Origin of the sequence: Geminicoccus sp., from assembly GCF_036263595.1 — a bacterium.
Lineage (GTDB): Bacteria > Pseudomonadota > Alphaproteobacteria > Geminicoccales > Geminicoccaceae > Geminicoccus.
Genome location: NZ_DATAGQ010000200.1, coordinates 52,131 through 71,448, shown reverse-complemented (window position 1 = coordinate 71,448; position 19,318 = coordinate 52,131). Strand labels below are relative to the sequence as shown.

Sequence of the window (19,318 nt, the reverse complement as noted above, 5' to 3'; positions counted from 1 at the left end):
CGTGATCGGCAAGTTCAGGGTCGGCACCGGCTGGAAGATGAACCACACGCTTGCCATGGCGCGCGCGTATGCCGAAGCGCTGGCGGCGGCGGAGCGACCGGAAACGATCCAATTGTTCGTGTTTCCCCCGGCGACCGCCCTTGCCGAGGTGACGCGGCTGCTCGAAGGCACCGGCGTCATGGCCGGCGCCCAGAACGCGCATTGGGCCGAGAGGGGTGCCTGGACGGGCGAGATCTCGATGGCCATGGTCGCCGATGCCGGCGGCACCCTGATCGAACTCGGGCATTCCGAGCGCCGTGCCCATTTCGGCGAAACCGACCTCGACGTGCACCGCAAGGTACGGGCAGCCCTTGACCACGGGCTTACGCCCCTGGTCTGCGTCGGCGAGACGGCGGACGAGAAACGGCTTGGGGTGGCGATCGAGACCAACGCGCGGCAGGCGCGCATGGCTCTGGCCGGCCTCACCCATGCCGAGGCAGCCAGGGTCTGGCTGGCCTACGAGCCGGTCTGGGCGATCGGCGAGGGCGGCGTCCCGGCCACCCCGGAGGATGCCCAGCCGGTCCATGCCGCCATCAAGCAGGCGATCGTGGACCAAGTCGGGGTAGAACCGCCCGTCCTGTATGGCGGGAGCGTGAACCCGCAGAACGCCAAGGCTCTGGCGGTGGTGCCCGAGGTGGACGGGCTGTTCGTCGGTCGCGCTGCCTGGACGGCCGAGGGACTCCTGCAGATCGCGCGGCTAGCCGTGGAGGCCAGAGGCTGACGCTGAAATGGTCAGCGGCCAGCGGAGACCTGGCCTGTAGCGCTCGGTGAGCCATGATGAGACTGTCGCCATGATGGAGCACCGTCGCCTGAGCCCGAGTCGACCACCAATGTGACCACCCACGAGTTCCCTAGCCGGTAGCCGAAGTATTTGGCGTGATCCCGAGGCTCTTGGTCTCGCTTCTTGAAGTTGCCATCATTTCAAAAGCCCAGGACGTGCGGCAGCCAGATGCTCAGGCCCGGCAGATAGGTGATGAGGGCAAGCGCCATGATCAGGCCCAGGAAGAACGGCCAGACCTCGCGCAAGATCTGCCCCATCGTGACCTTCGCAATAGTGATGGACACGAACAGAAGAACGCCTACAGGCGGCGTCAGCTGTCCGATCACCAGGTTGACCAGCAGCACGATGCCGAAGTGGACCAGATCGATCTGCAGCGTCGTGAGGAGCGGGAGCAGGATTGGCACCAGGATGATCATGACGGCGATGGTCTCGACGAACATGCCGACGATCAGAAGCGCCACGTTGAGGATGAGCAGGATCACCCAGGCCTCGGAACTGACCGCGGTCAGCGTCTGCACGACGAGCTGCGGTGCCTGCTCGATGCCGAGGATCCAGCTGAACGGGGAGGCCGCCCCGGCGATCATCAGGATGACGGCCGTCTCGCGGGCCGTCGTGGTCAGGATGTGCGGCAGGCTCGACCACTTGAGCGTGCGATAGACGAAGATGCCGATGAGCGCCGAATAGAGCGCAGCAATGCCGGCTATCTCGGTGGCGGTCACGGCACCCAGGCGAAAGCCCACGATGATGATGACCGGCATCAGGAGCGCCCAGATGGCACGCTTGAACGTGGCCCAGAGCACGCTCGCCCGAAAGGCGCCCGAGGTCGGATAGTTCCGGATCCTCGCTAGGATCATGATCACTGTGGCCATGGCCCCTGCCATCACCACGCCGGGAATCAGACCAGCGATGAAGAGTGCGCCGAGCGAGACGTTCGCCTGCCAGGCATAGAGCACCATCAGGATGGACGGGGGGATGATCGGCCCGAGCGTCCCTGCCGAGGCTGAAAGGGCTGCACCGAACGCGCGGCTGTAGCCGCTGCGTTCCAGCTGCGGGACCAGCACTCGAGTGGTGGCGGCGGTATCAGCGATGGATGAGCCGGAAATGCCGGACAGGAACACGTTGCCGATGATGGCTGTCTGAGCAAGGCCGCCGCGGATATGGCCTACGATCGCGCGGGTAAAGGCAAACAGCCGCTCGCTGATCCCCGATTCGTTCATCAAGGAACCGGCCAAGGTGAACAGCGGCACGGCCAGAAGGGGGAAGGACTGCAGGCCGGCGAAGATGCGCTGGGCCACGAGCGAGAGCGGGATACCCTCCTGCCAGATCACGAAGCCCGACGAGGCGATCATGGCGATCGCAACAGGCGTGCCGACCGCCACGAGCAAGGCGAAGACCAGGGCGAGCACCAGCATCAGACCGCCTCCTCTTCGGCGGCGCCGATCAGGTCGTCCGGCCAGAGCGTACGATTGAGGCCGTCACAGATGGCATGGCGCAGAATGTGGATGCAGGAAAGAACGGCCCCGGCCGGTACCGCCGCGATCGCCCAGGCGGACGAGATGCGCATCATCGGTGTGGGTGACCGGTACATGGTCATGCAGAGCTGCGTGCCGAACCATGCCAGGCACAGAAGCGTCACGAGCGTCGCGATCACGGCCAGTACGCCCAGGAATCCGCGCCATCGCCCGGGCAGCACCACGAGCAGCGCATCGATGCGCAGATGCATGCGTGCGCGGAAGCCGCTGGAAAGGCCGATGAACAGCATCCAGGTGAAGACGATGACGATGAATTCTTCCGACCAGACGAGCGGATCACTCACGACGTAGCGGAAGAACACAGCGGCGATGACGAGGCCGGCAATGATGGCGTGGGCTACGCCGAGGAACAGATCCTCGGCGTAGCCCAGCCCGTCGTCGAGCCGCACGAGCCAGGAGGCAGGCATGCGCAGGTTCCGCTATTGGGCACGAACCTGTGCGATTGCGTCCTGCAGGCGCTGCCAATGCTCCTCGCCCCAGCGAGTTGCCAGCTCCGGGTAGATCGGCTCGATCGCCTTCTGGAAGGCCTCGGCGTCGACATCCTCGATGATCTTGGTCCGGCCGGACTTGCGGATCTCCTCGAGCATGCTTTCCTCACGGCCCTGCTGCAGCTCGGTATTCTTGGCCGAGATCGCAGCCGCCTCCTCCACCAATACCTTCTGCTGCTCCTCCGGCAGGCGGTCCCAGGTCGTCTTGGCGATCACGATCGTGTTGTTCTGCAGCATGTGCCGGTCGAGCGTCAGCACGCCCTGCACTTCGTAGAACTTACGGGAGTAGATGGTCGGAATAGGGTTCTCCTGACCATCCACTGTCTTCTGCTGCAGGGCGGTGTAGACCTCGCCGAAGGGGATGGGCGTGGGCGCAGCGCCGAACGCACGGACCATCTCGACCCAGATCGGGCTTTCCGGCACGCGGATCTTCAGGCCGGCCATGTCCTCAGGCTTGCGGACCTCACGATCGGTGAAGGTGAAGTTGCGCCAGCCCCAATAGGATATCTTGGTGAGTGGCACGATGTTGTGCTGATCACGCAGTTCATCCCAAAGCGGGGCGAAGGCTGGCCCCTGGATCACCTTCTCGGCCTCTTCCCAGCTCTTCCACAGAAAAGGTGCACTGGCCATTTCCATGGCCGGGACCAGCGAGGACATGACGGGCATGCTCGGTGCGGAGATGTCGAGGGCGCCGAACTTCACCTGCTGAACGAGGTCGGCCTCCTTGCCAAGCTGCTCGGCAGGAAAGACCTGGATTTCCAGCTCGCCGCCGGTGCGCTCCTTCACCTTCTCCGCGAACTCGTTGAACAGGTCGTTCAGGACCTCGCCCGGCGCATTGGCGTGGCCGAAGCGGAGCGTTTCGGCCTTGGCGACGCCGCCTGCGATCAAGACGGTGGTGACCGACAACGCAGTCAGCAATCTTTTCATCATTGTCAGCGTCTCCCTGAAGGTTGTTGGATCCCGCTGCCGGGACGATCGCAACGCTAGTCTACGAGGCTTTGCTTCGAGACCAGCAGGTGCTCGCGCATCCGTTCTGCAGCCTGTCCGGCCGGATCCAGAGGGATGGTGAGATGCTGGGTGCGGGCCAGATCTGGGTCCTGCTCGCGCTGCCCAGAGAGCCGCGACACGGGCAGATGGACACGCGGATCCTGGAAAGGCTCATCGCCAGTATCGGGCAAGACGGCAACCTGGAAAGCATTGTCGGCTTCGGTGAAGTCGCGATCGCCGCCAAGGCTCCCGTCCATCGGCTCGTCGGTCATCACCTGCCCCGCCTGTCGAACTGGATCATGATATCGGCTGGACGTCGCCTGGCAGTTTGCGCAGTGGTCCAGGAGTGCTGCCCGTTCGATCTTGTGTTCTTCTATCGCCAAACCGATGACTGCATATACGATAGATCGTGTCCGACCATGTAGTTGTTGCTGCCGTTGGTCAACCCGACAAGCAGGCTGGCCGGGACCTTTCCGCTGGCCAAGAAGGCGTCGTCTAGAGCACCTGGGCCGCTACATCGGGGCGAACCACGCCACGATCCTGCGCCTGACCCTTGCCACGGCTGCATTGGCCGGTGGTTTGACCAGACGGCGGAGGCGAGCGTGCGCCCTTTCGTTCCATTGGCGCTCCATCTCACATGTGCCGTCTGGTTCATCCCGATCTCCCATGTCTGCATTCCGACCATGAGCGATCGAGCCATCTAGGATAGTCTACCTAATTCACCCGTCGTCGTCCACGCGCCTGCGGCCATAGATCCGGTAGGGCTCGAAGCCGGCGGCGCGCCAAGCCGCGTCGGCCATCGGATTGCCTGGCTGCCAGGAGATCTGCATCCAGCCGATGCCCCGATTGGCGAACCAGCGCTCGGCATGTTGGAGCAGGGCCGTGGCCACACCATGGCGGCGGTGCTCGGGCGCCACGTAGACGTGGCTGACATGGCCGACCTGATGGATCGGCGATTCGTTGACGAAGGGACGGTCGAGGCGGGCGGTCAGGTAGCCGGCCGGGTGACTGTCCCGCAGGGCCATCACGCCGAGGCGCCCGTCGGGCAAGGGCAGGATCAGTTCGCGCTCGACCATGTCAGGGCGCAGCACCGCCCCGGCAAAATAGGGATCGCCGCCGGCCTTCAGGTCGCCGAAGAAGTCCACCGTCCAGCGGACCATCAGTTCGCGGTCGGCGGCGCACAGGTCGCGGATGGTGATCGTCATCGGGTACAGGTCCATGAGCGTCCAAGGGGAGACAGGTCTAGCCTTGCCAGGCCGAGCGGGCGAGCGGCAGGGCGATCATGAACATCACGACGGCGATGATCAGGTCCAGCACGCGCCAGGCGGCAGGACGGGCGAAGAGCGGGCTCAGCAGGCGCGCACCATAGCCCAGGCCGATGAACCAGATGAAGGAGGCAACGGCAGCACCCGTGCCGAAGGCGAGTCGCTGGGTGCCGGCGAAGCGGGCCGAGATGCTGCCGAGCAGGACCACGGTGTCCAGGTAGACGTGCGGGTTCAGCCAGGTGAAGGCGGCGGCGGTGGCAAGGGCACCTCCCAGCGTCTGCGGAATGCCGGCATCGGCTCGAAGAGCGCCCGGATGCAGGGCCCGGCGCAAGGCGGCAATCCCGTACCAGGCCAGGAACAGGGCACCGCCGGCTGCCACCGCGCGCAGCAGGCCGGGCGAGCCGCTGATGAGCGTGCCAAGCCCGATGCAGCCGGCGGCGATCAGGATCGCGTCCGAGAAGGCGCAGAGCAGGACGACCGGCAGGACAAACCGGCGCACCAGGCCGCAGCGCAGGACGAAGGCGTTCTGCGCGCCGATCGCGACGATCAGGCCGAAGCCCAGGGCCAGACCCTGCAGGGCTGGGCCGAGGTTGGATGGTGGCATGGTGAGCCCGAGTGGCGGCCGGACCAGTCAGCCGGCAGTTCTGGCCGAGCCTAGCCGGCGTCCGCCGCCCATGACCAGCCACACGCCCGTGCCGGCCGTGACCAGACCCAGGAGTGCGAGGGGCGAGAAGGTCTCGCCCAGGATCGGCCAGGCCAACAGGGCGGCTCCGCCGGGAACCAGGTAGAGCAGGCTGGTGACGCGGGCGGCTTCACCCTTGCGGATCATCAGATTCATCAGGCTGACGGCGATCACGGAGTTGCCGATGACGAGATAGGCCATCACGCCCAGAAAGGTCGGGGTAAGGTTGACGGCTGGGGTCTCGGCCAAGGGTGCGACCAGGACGCTCAGGCTGGCGGCGGCGAGATACTGGACGGCACCGCCGCTCCAGAGGTCGAAGACCGGGCAGAAGCGCTTCTGTATCAGCGTGCCGATCGTGACCGCCAGCACGGTGGCGAAACCCCAGGCGACGCCGAGCGGGGTGCCGAAGCCCAGCGCCAGCTTGTTCCAGATGACGCAGGTGACGCCCGAGAGGCCCAGCACCAGGCCCAGCCACTGCCAGGGCCGAACCCGCTCGCCGAGAAGCGGCAGCGCCACGCAGGCGGTGAGGACGGGCTGCAGCGCATTGATGAGCGCAGCCGTGCCGGCGCCGATCCCCTGGCCAAAGGCGAGGTAGGCGCAGATGAAGTAGACGCCCTGGTTCAGCAGGCCCACCACGGCGATCCAGAAGAGTTGCCGGCCCCTGGGCCAGCGTGCGCCCAGCAGGCTCGCGATCAGCACGAACAGGAACGCTGCCAGCACGAAGCGGATGGCGACAAGGGTGACAGGCGTGCTGTCGACGATGCCCAGACGTGCGGCGACATAGCCGCCACTCCACAGGAACAGGAACACAAAGGGTGCCGCCCGCTCGACCAGATGCTCGCGATCCGTCACCGTCCGTCCCGCACAAGGCTGCCGCAGGGCTGGTGTAGGCGCTGCGGGACGAGGAGACGAGAGAGTGCACGGGCTTTTCGGGAAAAGGGCGATCGTGACGGGGGCTGCCACCGGCATCGGCCAGGCGACGGCGATCCGGCTGGCGGAGGAGGGCGTGCGGGTGGCCGTCCTCCATTTCGGGCAGGCGGACCAGGCGCAGGACGTGCTGCACGCCATGAAGGCGGACAGCGGGCCGCACCTGGCGGTCGAGGCGGACGTGGCGAGCGAGGCGGCGCTGGAGGCGGCGTTCGCCCAGGTCGCAGATGCGTTCGGGGGGCTGGAGTACCTGGTCGCCAACGCGGCGACCAAGCGGATCAACGATCCGAGCGACTATCCATCCGCCGATTGGGACGTCGTTCACGGGGTCAACCTGAAGGGCGCCTACCTGTCGGCCAGGACCTTCCTGAAGCACCGCAAAGGCCCGACCGGCGCCATCGTGTTCGTGTCCTCGGTCCACGAGATCACGCCCTTGGAGGAGGATATTGGCTACGCCGCGTCGAAAGCTGGCCTCGCCGGGCTGACCAGGACGCTGGCGCTGGCCCAGGCCCGCAAGGGTGTGCGCGTCAACAACCTGGCACCGGGCGGCGTGCTGACGCCCATGAACCCCGACTGGCTGAACGATCCGGACAGCCTGCGGGCGTTCGAGGAGATGGTTCCGCTGGGCAGGGCGGCCGCACCCGAGGAGATGGCTTCCGTCGCAGCCTTCCTCCTGTCGGACGAAGCCTCCTACATCACCGGTCACACCCTGGTCGCGGATGGCGGCGTGATGTGGGGCGCCCCCTCGCACTGAGTTCATGCTCGGGTTCGTTCATGCAGAAATGCCCACCCGGCCGCAGCGGCCGCCGGGCGGGCCGGCACGGCAAGTCGTTGAAAATGAATACCTCCTCGGGTTCGTTCATGCTGCGGGCGATGTTGGTGATGCAGAGCATGATGCGAGAACCCTGGCTGTCGACTCGGCAGCCAGGATAGCATGAACGAACGCCGGGTGCAGGACCTAAGTCCTGTGCGGCTACTGCTCCTCGCCCACCGGAGCGTAGACCTTGGCCGTCGTAAGGAGCAGGGCGTCGATCCGGAGGCCGCCTTCGCCATAGCCCAGCTCGATCGTATGGCGGCCGGCGGCGAGGTTGAGCATGGGGGGCGTGGCGTAGCCGGTATCGATGCGCAGCGAATCCCAGCGCAACAGCGTCGGGTGGGGCTGGATGTCCCAGGTCCACCAGGCCTTGCCGTCGATGCGCAGGCGCAGCGTGTTGGCGTCGGTGGACGGCGCCAGGAAGCGGCCCCAGATGCGGTAGCGGCCGGCCCTGGGCAGGTCGACCGTGACCAGCATGCGGCCGGCCGGGTCGATCGCCGGGCCGTCCGGTGACCGCGGGATTGCCACCAGGCGGCCGTTGCTCGCATCAGCCTCGGCAAGCACCGCCATCGGCCTGCGGACCGTTCCGGCCTCGGCCTCGATCTGCAGCTGGATCGCATCGGGCGGCGGCCGGCGCAGGGCGGATTCGTACATGAGCAGGAACGCGCCGAGCCCATGGAGGTCGTTCCGGACGATCGAGGCCGGGTTCAGGTAGGCGGCCTGATCGGCACCGATGCCGGTGCCCTTGACGGCGCCGTCAAGGACGGGCCGGCCCTCGTCGAGGGAGAGGCGGTACACCACGCCCTGCGCGGCCAGGGCGGCGGCACGATGCTGGGCCAGGGTCAGCCAACCTTCCTCGACAGCGCGTGCGACCACATAGGCATGAAGCGCCGAGCAGGACGTCTCGGTGAAATTGGTGAGCGGCCCGTCCTCCGTCTCGATGGTGGCCGGCGCATTCATTACCTGGCGCCACCTGCCCTCCGAGGGAACGAGGTAGCGCCGATAGCCATCCATCAGCTTCGTCAGGCGGTTCAGCAGCGGCACGCGGTACGGATGGTTCACCGGCAGCCCGTCCAGCACCGTGACCAGCGCCACCCCGTACCAGCCGACCGCACGGCACCAGATGACCGGGGCATGCTGCGGGTTGGGCTGCTTTGCCCAGGGATGGTAGCGATCCTGGTCGAAGGCGTGCCAGAGCAGGCCCGAGTCCGGATCCTGGAGAAGGCTGCCATAAGCCTCCAGCTGCCGCGCGGCCTCGTCACGGCCGGTATTGGCGTCGGCCGGGAACAGGCGGCTGTACTCGACCAGGAACGGCGCGAACATGAACGAGCCATCCGCCCAGATGACGTTGGCCGACCATGGCTTGGGCGAATCCTTGTGCCAGAAGGCGCCGTTGCAGGTGCCCGGCCAGTCGGCGAGGCGCTGGCGGATCGTCTCGGCGGCAAGTCGGTAGCGGGTGTCGCCGGTTATCTGCCAGAGCACCAGCACCACGCGGCCGGGCATTAGGCTGTCCAGCGTGTCGAGAACGATGGGCTCGCCGCCCGGCGAGGCGACAATCCGCCCGTCCGGCTCGACATGCTGCCGGCCCCACTGCTCCAGATGGTCGAGCAGCCGCTCGTCGCCGGTCCGGTCGTAGACCTGCTTCAGGCCCAGCAGGTAAAGAGCCTGTTGATAGCTCCAGACCCGATTCCTGCCGGACAGCGGATCACCGGACCTGTCGGTGAGGGCTGCTTCGGCGATCTTCTGGCCCCAGTCGATCGGGGCGGCAGTGGCCGAGGAGGCATGCGCCAGCCATGGCCATAAGCCGCCGATGACGAATAGTGCTGCTTTGACCCATCCGCGCAACGTGAGGCTCCTACCGCGCATCAGACGCTTCAGCAGAACATTGCGAGGGACAAGTGTCCAGATGTAGTCCTCAAGGCGAGCAGCGACAAATTCTCATCTCCCACTTCCATCCGTGCACAATCATCTCGGCCGAATCTCTATAGATTACGCGGAGAAAGACATTCGTACCTCAAGTGCCGGAAATGTTGCTGAACTGCTGGCACAGACGGCACCGACCTGATGGCGAATGGTCAAGCTTGCGGGGGCGTTGTCGCTCGTTCAGGGTCAAGCCGAAGTCTGGGTCGAATCACGACCATCAACAGCCATGGCGCAAAGGCCCATCTCTCCCGATTGGTGGACAGGGCGGCGGAAGGAGAGAAGATCGCCAGTGCGCGGGCCGGCAAGCCCGTTGCGAAGCTGGTGGGACCGACGAGGCGCGCGGGGGACCCAGGGAATTGGTCGGCAAGATCCGGACGTCGTCGGCTTTCGATGCGCCGCGCCTGACGACGTGCTCGACATGTTCGTTGGACGCTGATGCGCCTGCTGCTCGACACCCATCTCCTGCTCTGGGCGCTCCGCGCCGGCCGGATGCAACGACGTGTGCGCTGCTGGAGGACGTGAAGAACGCCGTGTTCTTCAGTGCCGCAGGCATCTGGGAAATCTCCATCAAGGCCCGCCCAGGAGACGGGTTTCATGAAGCTGCCCGTACGCGCCGGCGCTGCCGGACGGGTAGAGGACCTGCCATTCTTCCACCGGGACCCATTCGACGGGCTCCTGATCGCCCAGGCGCCCGATGAGCCCATGCGATTCTATCCGGCGGACCCCTTGCTCAAGCCCCTATTCGGAACTCGTTGTCCTCATCGGCTGACGGCGGCGCTAGGTCAGCAGGCTGCGCTGCCGCCCGTAGACCAGCAGCATGAGGATGATGACGAGGCCGTAGATGATCTGGCGGCCGGCCTCGGGCATCTGCATGACCGAGAGGACGGAAGTGAGCAGCACGATCAGGATCGTGCCGACCACCGTGCCGAGATAGCGGCCGCGGCCGCCCAGGATGTTGGTGCCGCCGATCACGACCGCGGCGATGGCGGGGAGGAGATAGGCGTCGCCCATGCCCTGGTAGGCGTTGGTGGAGTAGCCGGCGAGCAGGACGCCCGCCATGGCCGAGCAGCCGCCGCAGATGACGAAGGCCAGGATCAGGACGAGGCGGGTGTTGATGCCCGACAGGTAGGTGGCGCGCTCGCGGTTGCCGATCGCGTAGATGTAGCGGCCGAGCGGGGTGCGCTGGAGGAGGAGGACGATCGCCACCGAGAGGACGGCCCAGACGATCAGCGGCATGGGGATGCCCAGCACATGCCCGGTCGCCAGGAAGCTCATGAAGGGCGTGGCGATGCTTTGTGGGGCGTAGCCGCCGGTCAGCATGACCATGAAGCCGCGCATCACGGCGTTCACGCCAAGTGTGAAGATCATCGACGGAACGCGGAGGTAGGCGACGCCCAGCCCGTTCACGAGGCCCACCGCCATGCCGACGCCCAGACCCACCGGGATCGCGTAGGGGCCGCCCACGGCGGTGCCGAGCATGGCGCCGGCCGCCAGCGTCCAGGGGACGGAAAGGTCGATATGACCGAGCAGGATGACCAGCATCATGCCGGCGGCGACGATGCCCAGGAAGGCGCCGACCTGGAGTTGCTGGAGCAGGTAGGTGGGCGACAGGAAGGAGGCGGTACCCTGGGTGGTCAGCGTATAGACGGTGCCGATCGCCAGGATCACCAGGATGAAGGCACCCGCGATCAGGATCGGCTTATCCTCGGCCGACAGGGACCAGGACGACTTGGCCACGGGAAGGGTGTTGGAGGCCATGTCGGTCAGCCCAGCAGTTCGAGGCGGTTCTTGACGCGGAAGACGCGCGCGGCGCCGATCGAGACCGCGCCCAGGAGCACGATGCCCTCGAACAGCGGCTGGAGCAGCGGGGCGATGTCGAAGATCCGGAAGTTGAACGAGATCGCCCGGATCACCATCGCACCGATCAAGGAGCAGATGGCACCACCGGAGCCGCCCATCAGCGAGGTCCCGCCGATCACCACGGCCGCGATCGAGTTCAGCGTGTAGCCGCCCGCCTGGGGCACGTCGGCGTTGCCGGAACTGGTCTGCAGCGCGAGGTAAAGGCCGCCGGCGCCGGCAAAGAAGCCGGCCAGGGTGAAGGCCGCGATCTTGCAGCGGTCGATCCGCACGCCGGACATGTAGGCGGCCGCCTCCGACGAGCCGATCGCGTAGACGCCGCGGCCGGTAACCGAGTTGCGGAAGGGAATCCAGACCAGGAAGATCAGCGCCAGCATGACCACGACCGGCATGGGGATCCAGCCGATCGGCTGCAGCCAGGCCGCTTCGCCATCGTCGAACAGGCCGAAGGTGGCGCAGAACTCGGTGATGTCGTTGGTCATCGCCCAGGCGAGGTCGTCGTCGATCTCGCCGCCGGGCGTGGGGCGCATGAACAGGGCGAGGCCAATATAGACCGCACCGCTGGCGAGCGTCGCGATGATCGGCTGGATGCGGCCGTAGACGACGATGGCGCCGTTCAGCCAGCCGGCCGCAGCACCGGTAGCCAGGCAGAGCACGATGCCGAACAGCATCTGGGTGGGGGTGCCGCTCACGGTCAGGCTGGCCAGGCAGTTGACCAGCGTCATCACGGAGCCGACCGAGAGGTCCAGGCCGCCCGCCAGCACCGGAACGGTCTGCGCCATGGCGACCGCCCCGATCACAAAGGACTCGTTCGCGTTCTGGATCAGGACGGCGGTGGAGAAGCCGCGCGGATGGAGGCCGTTATAGACCAGCCAGAACAGGAGGAAGAGGCCGATCGCGAGGAGCAGGCCCAGGTTCTGGCCCAGGCGCAGGCGGAGATCGCTCATGGATGGCCTCCCTCGCCGGTCACCGCCTTGGCTTCGGCGGGATCGAGATTCAGCGAGGCAGCGACGATGGCGGTCTCGGTGATCCCGTCGCCGGTGAGTTCGCGCACGATCTGGCCGTCATAGAGGATCAGCACGCGGTCGCAGCAGCCGATCAGCTCGTCATAGTCGGTCGTGTAGAACAGGATGGACGCGCCAGCATCGGCCAGGTCGCGCAGGAGCTGGTAGAGCTCCTGCTTGGTGCCGACATCGATGCCGCGGGTGGGGTCGTTGAGCAGGATGATGCGCGGGTCGGTCATCAGCCACTTGGCGATGACCACCTTCTGCTGGTTGCCGCCGGACAGCGTGGCGACCGGGTTGCCGACGTCGCCGACCTTGATCTTGAGCTTCTCGACCATGCGCTGGATGGCGGCGCGCTCCTTGCCGCGGTCGACGAAGATGCCGGACGTCAGGGACGACATGGCGGCCATGCCGAGATTGTCCGCGACCGACATGGGCAGCATCAGCCCCTCGGTCTTGCGGTCCTCCGGGATCAGCGCCATGCCCACGGCCTTCTTCTTGGCCTGGGCCGGGCTCCCGAGCGACGTCGGCTTGCCGTCGATCAGGATCTCGCCGGACACGCCGCGCAGCACACCGAACAGGGCCAGCTGCAGCTCGCGCTGGCCCTGGCCGTCCAGGCCGCCCAGCCCCACGATCTCGCCCTTGCCGACGGAGAGCGAGATGCCGTTGAGCCGGTCCGTCCAACGGAGATCGCGGACTTCCAGGACGGGGGGCCGGCGGTGCACCGACGGGGCGGGCTTGTCCGGATAGACATGCGCCATCTCGCGGCCGATCATCAGCTGCACGATATCGTCGGAGGTGCGCGTGCCGGCGGCGAAGGTCTCGACGTGGCGGCCGTTACGGAACACCGAGCAGGTGTCGGCCAGCTCGCGGATCTCGTGCATGCGGTGGCTGATATAGAGGAGGCACAGGCCTTTCTCGCGCAGCTTCTTCAGGATGGCGTAGACCTTGGTGACGTCGGAACTGGTGAGCGCCGAGGTCGCTTCATCCAGGATCAGGAGCTTGGGGTTGCGGCCCAGTGCCTTGGCGATCTCGACCATCTGCCGGCGCGACAGGGGCAGGTTGCCAACCCGCTCCATCGGGTTGACGTCCTCGCAGCCGACTTTTGCCAGCAGCTCCTCGGCGCGGCGGCGCTGGGCGCGCTTGTCGATCAACCCCAGGCGCGTGCGGGGCGGGTTGGAGATGCCGATATTGTCCGCGACGGACAGGTCCGGCATCAGCGAGAGTTCCTGGAAGATGCAGACGATGCCTGCGGCGTTCGCGGCCAGGGGAGTCCTGAACTGCACCTCGTTGCCCTCGAGGCGCATCACGCCTTCGTCGGGCTGCACCACGCCGGCGATGATCTTGATGAGCGTGGACTTGCCCGCACCGTTCTCGCCAAGCACGGCGTGGATCGAGCCCTGGCGGCAGGCGAAGTCGACGTTTTCCAGGGCGCGCACGCCGCCATAGCGCTTGCTGACGCCCGAGAGGGACAGGAACGGAGTCGAATCGGACACCGGTGCCTGCGAAAAGACGGTCTGCGTCATCCGGCGCTGCTTCGTCCGTCGAAAGGGATGGAGCGGTCGATGCGGATTCCCGCGGCAGGACAGCGCCTGCCGCGGGAGCCGGACGTCAGTTCACGTTCTCGGCGGTCTGCTGCATGATGTCGACCGCCTTGATGTTCACGTCGCAGGGCGGGAACTCGTTGGGCGTGAAGAACTTGTCGGACAGGTCCGACCAGTAGTTCACCCCGTCCTCCAGCGTGTTGTAGTCGGCAACGGGGATCGGCACCGAGATCATCTGGGGCATCGGATTGCCCTCGAGCGCCGAGATCGCCGCCTTGATCGAGATGGCGACGAGGCCGGGCGACTGGCCGTAGGAGAGGCCCTTCAGGCCGTCCTTGGCATAGAGCGCGATCTGCTTGCGGAAGCCGTTCTCGCCCTCGCCCGCCATCGGCACGAAGGGATGGCCGGCATCCATCAGCGCGCGCACCGTGCCGTCCGAGCCGCCCTGGGTGAAGATGCCGTCGAAGCGGCCATGGACGGCCAGCGCATCGGCCGTGGCCTTCTGCGAGGTGCCGGTGTCCCAGTTGCCGACGATCTCGACCACCTCGAAGTTGCCGGCGGCCTGTAGCGCGTCGCGCAGGCCCTGGTGACGGTCACGGTCGACCGAATTGCCGGGTACGCCGCGGACTTCCAGGATCTTGCCGCTCGTCTTCCCCATCTCCTTGACGAGGAACTCGCCCGACATCTTGCCCATCTGATACTGGTCTTCGTTGACCTGCATCACCTTGTCGGTGTCGAGCGTGTTGTCGAACGGCACCAGCACGACATCGTTGCGGTCCGCCAGGCGGATGACGCGGTCGAAGCCGTCGGGGCTCACCGCGATGGTGACGATCGCGTCGTAGCCCTGGTTGATGAAGTCCTCGATCGCACCCAGCTGGGCAGCCGCGTCGGTGCCCGTGGAGACGATCTTGAACTCCTTGATCTTGTCCTTGATGCCGGGCGATTCGGCATAGACCTTGGCGGTCTGGATCATCTGGATCCGCCAGGTGTTGCCGACGAAGCCGTTGACCAGGGCGATGCGGTAGGGACCTTCCTTCTTCTCCCACTGCATGTACTTCACCTGGTCGTTCCAGGGCGCGAAGCATTCCGGCATGTAGCCGGGCCCGCTCACGATTTCCGGGCCGGCCTGGGCCGCATGCCCGCCGACCAACAACGCCATCGCCGCAGCCGCAGCCAGTGCCGCGCGACGCACCATGCTCGTCATGTTCCTGCCTCCCTTAAGCAACCCGATCAATGCTGGGTTGGCCCGGGCGTGTTCGCCTCGAGCCACGAATCGTCATGCCGACGGCAGAATGATCCTATTTTTTGCCAGGATGCAAGCGCAAGCAACCGACACAGGCTTCGCCTGTGCGCGACAGTCGGCGACGAGGATGGGCAGGACGAAGAAGGTAGGCCGGTCTTCGAGCAAAGCATAGCCTGCGTCTGCTTGAAGACCGGCAACAGATCAGCGTTGGCACCTCAAGAAGGCCTTGGCCTCCAGATCGTGCCGCACGAACGCAAGAAGGTCGGGATAGAGACTACTGAAGCGCGTGGGCCATGGTGGCTGAATGAACAGGGCTGCCATTCAGCCTGACGATCTGTTCCTTGATTTTGAGCTTCTCTCGCTTCAGTCGGGTGAGGATTGCTTGGTCGGGAAGCGGCCTGTGCTGCTCTTGCTCGATGAGATCCTCGATTTGCAGCTTCTTCAGGCGCAGGCTACCAACGTGCTCCAGCACCGACATGCGTGAGCTCCTTCCGTCAGAGGTGGTCTCCACAACATTGATATAGCCTGAGACGGGTCAGGGTGCCACCGTCTCGGCCAGAAATCGTCACAGCGCGGTCGTACGCCCGTCACGCATGCGGTCGTTTTGGGCTGCGCAGGCCGGTTTGCACCAGCCGGCCCAGGCGGGGAAGCACCGTCAGGCCGGCGCACCCTCATAAGCGAGCAACTGGGCGCGGTGGTGGATCAGGAAGGCGCGCAGCCGGTCCGGATAGTCCGGCGACACGGCATCGCGCACGCTCGGCCGCTCCGCCAGGGCAGCCCGCCAGGCCTGCACCTTCGGCGTATGGGCGAACACGCCGAGGTCGATGATCCGATCGAACAGATCGAAGTAGCGGAAGATCGGCGCGAACACGGCGTCGACCAGGGTGAAGCGGTCATCGCCGAAGAAGGGGCCGATGTTCAGGGCGGCCTCGACTCGGCTGAACTTGGCGGCGACGGCGGCGCGCTTCCTCTGCAGGGTCGGCTCGTCCTGGGCAGTCTCCAGGCCCCAGATATCCGAGAGGATCGACGAGCCGAATTCCATCCAGGCGCGGTGCCGTGCGCGTTCCAGGGGGTCGTCCGGGTGCAGCCTGGGGCCGGGTTGGGTGTCCTCGATGTACTCGCAGATGACCGAGCTCTCGAACAGCACCGCGTCCGGCCGGCCGGGCAGGCTCACCTGGAGAAGCGGCACCTTGCCGAGCGGCGAGATCGCCATGAACCAATCCGGCTTGGCCGACAGGTCGATGGTGATGCGCTCGAACGGCACGCCCTTTTCCTGCAGGGCGATCGCCGCGCGCTGCACGTAGGGGCAGAGGTGGTGGCTGACGAGGGTCAGGCGGGTCATGCCACCACCTCCGCACGCTCGGCCTTCGATGCTTCGCGGACGGACGGCCGGCTGCCGACGCTGGCCATGAAGCGGCGCAGGGCTGGTGCCAGGTCGACCTTGCCGTGGGCGGACCAGCTCACGATGGCGGAGAAACTGGCATCCGGTGCGGAGAGCCGCTCGCCCATGAGGAACGGTCCGCTTGCCGCCAGATGACTCTCCACGAAGGCCAGGCGCTGGTCCAGCAGGATCGGGGTCCGGGCCTCGCGGGCCAGGATGTGCGAGAACAGCGAGCAGGTGCCATCGGTGAAGTAGAGTTCCATGGCGGGTCCTCCATTGATCGTGACCGCCATTGTGCTTTGATCGGTGTGCAAGAGAACATGGCGGCTGGACAAGACGAGCTTGCAGAAGCTGCAAAGTCTCATCGCGGTGGACGATCTGCGCCTGCTGGCGGCGGTGGAGGAAGCCGGCTCGCTGACGGGAGCGGCACGGCGGCTCCACATGGACCATTCGAGTGCCTGGCGCCGGCTGGGACAGATGGAGGAGCGGCTTGGCGTGCGGCTGTTCGAGCGCGGCCGCGACGGCTATGTCGCTACGTCCGCGGGCGAGGATGCCGTGGCGACGGCGGCCCGCCTCCTGCAGGACCTGGCGGACCTGGAGCGCCGGCTGGCCGGCAAGGACATCCGGCCGACCGGCGTGGTGCGGGTGACCACCACCGACACGCTGGTGCCGCTGCTCACCCCCGTCCTCGCCGAGTTCCGGCAGGTGCATCCCGGAATCGTGCTGGAACTGGCCGGTGCCAACGCCTTCTTCACGCTGACCAAGCGCGATGCGGACGTGGCCATCCGTCCGGCCGCTCATGCGCCCGAGGGACTGGTGGCGCGGCGGATCGGCACGATCGGCACCGCGATCTATGCGGCTTGTGGAATGATGGTGCCGGACGGACGGCTGGAGGAAGCTGATTGGGTGGCGCCGGACGATACGCTTGGTCACCTGCGCTCGGCGCGCTGGATCGCGGCGAACGTGCCGGCCGAGCGGGTCGTCTACCGCGCCAACTCGCTCCTGGCGCTGGCAGCCGCCTGCCAGGCGGGGCTGGGCCTGGCGGCACTGCCCTGCTTCCTGGCCGATGGCCTTGCGGGGCTGCAGCGCGTCGCTGGGCCGCTGGCCGAGATGGAGACGGCGCTCTGGCTGATCACGCACCCCGACCTGCGCCGGACGGCCAGGGTACGGGCCTTCCTGGGTTTCGCGGCCGAACGCCTGGCCGGGCTGCGCGGACGGCTGGAGGGCAGTGTCAATGGGCCAGGAGATACTGCGCGACCGTCCGTGCCTCCGGCTCGCTGATCCCGGTCATGGGCATGGCGGTGTGGGGGACCATCGAGCGGGGGTCGACGATCCAGTCAACCAGGTTCTCAGGCGAGTTCTGGATGGTGCCAGCCAAATAGCGCCGGTCGCCGACGCCTTCGAGCGGCGGGCCGACCCTGCCGCGGGCGGCGGGTACGCCGGGGATCTGGTGGCAGCCGGCACAGCCGTAGCGGCGGATCAGCTCGACGGCCGGCGAGGGCCGGTTCTTGAACGAGGGCAGCGAGGAGAACGACGCGGCCAGGCCGCCCATGGCTCCGCCGGCGACGATGCCCGCTGCCAGGCCTGCCAGCAGCCACAGCGTCCGACGCTCAAGCATGGGCCTGCCTCCGTCGCGCCTGCTCGCCGGCACCGCGGATCCAGCGGGCAGCCAGCGCCAGCGCCACGGCCGTATAGATCAACCCGCCCGGCACCCACATGACCAGGCCGGCCAGTTGCTGGTCCTCCAGCGGCGTCAGACCGAAGCCGGCCAGGAGGTCGGTCTGGCGCGGGATCCACGGGGTGGGGGAAAGGGCCAGGAGGATGCCCAGGAAAGCGGTGTGGAGGATGGTGACGAACAGCCAGAGCAGGGCTGTGCCATGGCCGATCCGCGCCGCCCGGGCCGACAGCAGCGACTGCCAGAACAGGAGGGCAGTCAAAAAGAAGCTCAGATGCTGCAGCCAGTGGACCGGCTCGCTCGCCAGGGCTGCCGCGAACAAGGCCGGGACGTGCCACACCCATAAGGCGGCACCATGGAGACAGGTGGCCATGGCAGCGCCGGTAAGGATCGCCCAGGAGCCCGCCACCAGCTTGCTGCCGCCGAGCCGGCCCAGCCTGCGCCGCCAGCCGGTCGGGAACGCCCACAGGAACGCGCCGATCGGGCGCGAGGCCACCAGGAGCGGCGCCGCGATCGTCACCATGATCTCGTGCTCGATCATGTGCGCGACGAAGAGCTGGTCGGACAGGGAGGCCAGGGGGGAGAGGAGCGTCAGCGCCAGGATCGACCAGCCTGCCCAAAAGCAGCCTGCCTGCCAGCGGCGGACGCCGCGCCCGCGGCCGGCACGACGCCATAGCCGGATCGTCCCGACGAGGTAGAGGCCGGCGCTCAGGCAGAGGGGAATGACAACCGGGAGGTCCAGGCTCCACGGGTGATCGTCGGGGACGCCGCCATGGGCCATGGCCGGGGTCGTCACGAGGAGCATGAGAAGGGCCGGCAGCCATGTCATCGGATGCAGCCGTCCAGGACGAACGTCGCGGAAGCCTGCAGCACGATCACCAGCGAGAACAGGCACCCGAGGAACACGCCAGCCGCGGCGATCAGATTGAGCGGCTGGCGGCTCGTCGAATCGTCCAGCGGCACGTCATGGGGCCGGTCATGCCAGGCGCACCACGAGAGCCATGCGCCACCCAGTGCCACCATCAGCAGCATGGCCGACATGGTCAGGATCGGCAGGCTGCCGGCCGCGCAGGTCCAGCCGGCCATGGCATAGCTGGCCTGCAGGTTGACCACGAGCGCGGCGGGACCTGCCAGAAGGCCGGCCCAGGGAACGCGGAGCGCGGACCACCCGGCCAT

Annotated in this window: 21 protein-coding genes; 3 read left to right on the top strand and 18 right to left on the bottom strand. The window is 66.8% G+C overall.

Annotated elements, in window-relative coordinates; all coding sequences use genetic code 11:
* Positions 1 to 4: 4 nt before the first annotated feature.
* The gene (locus VHL31_RS21935) at positions 5 to 760 is read left to right on the top strand and encodes a triose-phosphate isomerase (RefSeq protein ID WP_349262522.1); all 756 of its coding nucleotides are present in this window, start codon (positions 5 to 7) and stop codon (positions 758 to 760) included.
* Between the two features lie 200 nt (positions 761 to 960).
* Here VHL31_RS21935 and VHL31_RS21930 read toward each other — a convergent pair whose 3' ends face one another.
* The 7 genes from VHL31_RS21930 to VHL31_RS21900 form a co-directional block, all read right to left on the bottom strand.
* Positions 961 to 2,232 carry a TRAP transporter large permease gene (locus VHL31_RS21930; protein ID WP_329663374.1) on the bottom strand — a complete coding sequence of 424 codons (1,272 nt, stop codon included), beginning with the start codon at positions 2,230 to 2,232 and terminating at the stop codon, positions 961 to 963.
* A complete protein-coding gene (locus tag VHL31_RS21925; RefSeq protein ID WP_329663373.1) occupies positions 2,232 to 2,759 on the bottom strand; it encodes a TRAP transporter small permease in 528 nt (175 codons plus the stop codon). Before VHL31_RS21925 ends, VHL31_RS21930 begins: the two co-directional genes overlap by 1 nt.
* A gap of 12 nt (positions 2,760 to 2,771) precedes the next feature.
* Positions 2,772 to 3,770 (bottom strand): TRAP transporter substrate-binding protein, encoded by a 999-nt coding sequence (locus VHL31_RS21920; RefSeq protein ID WP_329663372.1) that lies wholly within the window; start codon positions 3,768 to 3,770, stop codon positions 2,772 to 2,774.
* 53 nt (positions 3,771 to 3,823) lie between these two features.
* Complete coding sequence (locus VHL31_RS21915) at positions 3,824 to 4,099, bottom strand: hypothetical protein (protein ID WP_329663371.1); 276 nt, start codon at positions 4,097 to 4,099, stop codon at positions 3,824 to 3,826.
* Positions 4,100 to 4,546: 447 nt separating this feature from the next.
* Positions 4,547 to 5,032 carry a GNAT family N-acetyltransferase gene (locus tag VHL31_RS21910; protein ID WP_329663370.1) on the bottom strand — a complete coding sequence of 162 codons (486 nt, stop codon included), beginning with the start codon at positions 5,030 to 5,032 and terminating at the stop codon, positions 4,547 to 4,549.
* A 37-nt stretch (positions 5,033 to 5,069) separates the two neighbouring features.
* Complete coding sequence (locus VHL31_RS21905) at positions 5,070 to 5,696, bottom strand: LysE/ArgO family amino acid transporter (RefSeq protein WP_329663369.1); 627 nt, start codon at positions 5,694 to 5,696, stop codon at positions 5,070 to 5,072.
* Between the two features lie 27 nt (positions 5,697 to 5,723).
* On the bottom strand, positions 5,724 to 6,626 hold the full coding sequence (locus VHL31_RS21900) for a DMT family transporter (protein ID WP_329663368.1): 903 nt from the start codon (positions 6,624 to 6,626) through the stop codon (positions 5,724 to 5,726).
* A 94-nt stretch (positions 6,627 to 6,720) separates the two neighbouring features.
* Here VHL31_RS21900 and VHL31_RS21895 point away from each other — a divergent pair, with 94 nt between their 5' ends.
* Entirely contained in the window at positions 6,721 to 7,455 is a 735-nt protein-coding gene (locus VHL31_RS21895; RefSeq protein WP_329663367.1) for an SDR family NAD(P)-dependent oxidoreductase, read from the top strand.
* 219 nt (positions 7,456 to 7,674) lie between these two features.
* Here the strand turns inward: VHL31_RS21895 and VHL31_RS21890 are convergent, their stop codons facing one another.
* From VHL31_RS21890 to VHL31_RS21855, 8 genes are all read right to left on the bottom strand, one after another.
* Complete coding sequence (locus VHL31_RS21890; protein WP_329663366.1) at positions 7,675 to 9,360, bottom strand: glycoside hydrolase family 88 protein; 1,686 nt, start codon at positions 9,358 to 9,360, stop codon at positions 7,675 to 7,677.
* 855 nt (positions 9,361 to 10,215) lie between these two features.
* Positions 10,216 to 11,196, bottom strand: a complete 981-nt coding sequence (locus VHL31_RS21885) for an ABC transporter permease (RefSeq protein WP_329663365.1) — start codon at positions 11,194 to 11,196, stop codon at positions 10,216 to 10,218.
* 5 nt (positions 11,197 to 11,201) lie between these two features.
* Positions 11,202 to 12,242, bottom strand: coding sequence for an ABC transporter permease (locus VHL31_RS21880; protein WP_329663364.1), 1,041 nt, complete (start codon positions 12,240 to 12,242; stop codon positions 11,202 to 11,204).
* Positions 12,239 to 13,825, bottom strand: coding sequence for a sugar ABC transporter ATP-binding protein (locus VHL31_RS21875; protein ID WP_329663363.1), 1,587 nt, complete (start codon positions 13,823 to 13,825; stop codon positions 12,239 to 12,241). The genes VHL31_RS21880 and VHL31_RS21875 overlap by 4 nt, the downstream gene beginning before the upstream one ends.
* Positions 13,826 to 13,910: 85 nt before the next feature.
* The gene (locus tag VHL31_RS21870; protein ID WP_349262521.1) at positions 13,911 to 15,038 is read right to left on the bottom strand and encodes a sugar ABC transporter substrate-binding protein; all 1,128 of its coding nucleotides are present in this window, start codon (positions 15,036 to 15,038) and stop codon (positions 13,911 to 13,913) included.
* Between the two features lie 322 nt (positions 15,039 to 15,360).
* On the bottom strand, positions 15,361 to 15,564 hold the full coding sequence (locus VHL31_RS21865; protein WP_329663361.1) for a YdcH family protein: 204 nt from the start codon (positions 15,562 to 15,564) through the stop codon (positions 15,361 to 15,363).
* A gap of 177 nt (positions 15,565 to 15,741) precedes the next feature.
* Positions 15,742 to 16,428, bottom strand: a complete 687-nt coding sequence (locus VHL31_RS21860) for a glutathione S-transferase family protein (RefSeq protein ID WP_329663360.1) — start codon at positions 16,426 to 16,428, stop codon at positions 15,742 to 15,744.
* A complete protein-coding gene (locus VHL31_RS21855; RefSeq protein ID WP_329663359.1) occupies positions 16,425 to 16,730 on the bottom strand; it encodes a hypothetical protein in 306 nt (101 codons plus the stop codon). The genes VHL31_RS21860 and VHL31_RS21855 overlap by 4 nt, the downstream gene beginning before the upstream one ends.
* 79 nt (positions 16,731 to 16,809) lie before the next feature.
* On the opposite strand from VHL31_RS21855, the gene VHL31_RS21850 reads away from it, so the two are divergent.
* Positions 16,810 to 17,748 (top strand): LysR family transcriptional regulator, encoded by a 939-nt coding sequence (locus tag VHL31_RS21850; RefSeq protein WP_329663358.1) that lies wholly within the window; start codon positions 16,810 to 16,812, stop codon positions 17,746 to 17,748.
* Here VHL31_RS21850 and VHL31_RS21845 read toward each other — a convergent pair.
* From VHL31_RS21845 to VHL31_RS21835, 3 genes are read right to left on the bottom strand one after another with little or no spacing between them, the layout of a single operon-like run.
* Positions 17,699 to 18,085 carry a c-type cytochrome gene (locus VHL31_RS21845; protein ID WP_329663357.1) on the bottom strand — a complete coding sequence of 129 codons (387 nt, stop codon included), beginning with the start codon at positions 18,083 to 18,085 and terminating at the stop codon, positions 17,699 to 17,701. The two genes, VHL31_RS21850 and VHL31_RS21845, sit on opposite strands and share 50 nt — an antisense overlap.
* A complete protein-coding gene (locus tag VHL31_RS21840; protein ID WP_329663356.1) occupies positions 18,078 to 18,971 on the bottom strand; it encodes a cytochrome c oxidase assembly protein in 894 nt (297 codons plus the stop codon). Before VHL31_RS21840 ends, VHL31_RS21845 begins: the two co-directional genes overlap by 8 nt.
* Positions 18,968 to 19,318 (bottom strand): hypothetical protein, encoded by a 351-nt coding sequence (locus VHL31_RS21835; protein ID WP_329663355.1) that lies wholly within the window; start codon positions 19,316 to 19,318, stop codon positions 18,968 to 18,970. The genes VHL31_RS21840 and VHL31_RS21835 overlap by 4 nt, the downstream gene beginning before the upstream one ends.

What these genes read in the sequence shown, in the direction of transcription:
- VHL31_RS21885 (WP_329663365.1), bottom strand. Translation starts at nt 11,196, where the DNA reads ATGGCCTCCAACACCCTTCCCGTGGCCAAGTCGTCCTGGTCCCTGTCG.
- VHL31_RS21870 (WP_349262521.1), bottom strand. Translation starts at nt 15,038, where the DNA reads ATGGTGCGTCGCGCGGCACTGGCTGCGGCTGCGGCGATGGCGTTGTTG.
- VHL31_RS21905 (WP_329663369.1), bottom strand. Translation starts at nt 5,696, where the DNA reads ATGCCACCATCCAACCTCGGCCCAGCCCTGCAGGGTCTGGCCCTGGGC.
- VHL31_RS21860 (WP_329663360.1), bottom strand. Translation starts at nt 16,428, where the DNA reads ATGACCCGCCTGACCCTCGTCAGCCACCACCTCTGCCCCTACGTGCAG.
- VHL31_RS21845 (WP_329663357.1), bottom strand. Translation starts at nt 18,085, where the DNA reads ATGCTTGAGCGTCGGACGCTGTGGCTGCTGGCAGGCCTGGCAGCGGGC.
- VHL31_RS21855 (WP_329663359.1), bottom strand. Translation starts at nt 16,730, where the DNA reads ATGGAACTCTACTTCACCGATGGCACCTGCTCGCTGTTCTCGCACATC.
- VHL31_RS21910 (WP_329663370.1), bottom strand. Translation starts at nt 5,032, where the DNA reads ATGACGATCACCATCCGCGACCTGTGCGCCGCCGACCGCGAACTGATG.
- VHL31_RS21835 (WP_329663355.1), bottom strand. Translation starts at nt 19,318, where the DNA reads ATGGCCGGGTGGTCCGCGCTCCGCGTTCCCTGGGCCGGCCTTCTGGCA.
- VHL31_RS21880 (WP_329663364.1), bottom strand. Translation starts at nt 12,242, where the DNA reads ATGAGCGATCTCCGCCTGCGCCTGGGCCAGAACCTGGGCCTGCTCCTC.
- VHL31_RS21875 (WP_329663363.1), bottom strand. Translation starts at nt 13,825, where the DNA reads ATGACGCAGACCGTCTTTTCGCAGGCACCGGTGTCCGATTCGACTCCG.
- VHL31_RS21925 (WP_329663373.1), bottom strand. Translation starts at nt 2,759, where the DNA reads ATGCCTGCCTCCTGGCTCGTGCGGCTCGACGACGGGCTGGGCTACGCC.
- VHL31_RS21930 (WP_329663374.1), bottom strand. Translation starts at nt 2,232, where the DNA reads ATGCTGGTGCTCGCCCTGGTCTTCGCCTTGCTCGTGGCGGTCGGCACG.
- VHL31_RS21915 (WP_329663371.1), bottom strand. Translation starts at nt 4,099, where the DNA reads ATGACCGACGAGCCGATGGACGGGAGCCTTGGCGGCGATCGCGACTTC.
- VHL31_RS21920 (WP_329663372.1), bottom strand. Translation starts at nt 3,770, where the DNA reads ATGATGAAAAGATTGCTGACTGCGTTGTCGGTCACCACCGTCTTGATC.
- VHL31_RS21865 (WP_329663361.1), bottom strand. Translation starts at nt 15,564, where the DNA reads ATGTCGGTGCTGGAGCACGTTGGTAGCCTGCGCCTGAAGAAGCTGCAA.
- VHL31_RS21840 (WP_329663356.1), bottom strand. Translation starts at nt 18,971, where the DNA reads ATGACATGGCTGCCGGCCCTTCTCATGCTCCTCGTGACGACCCCGGCC.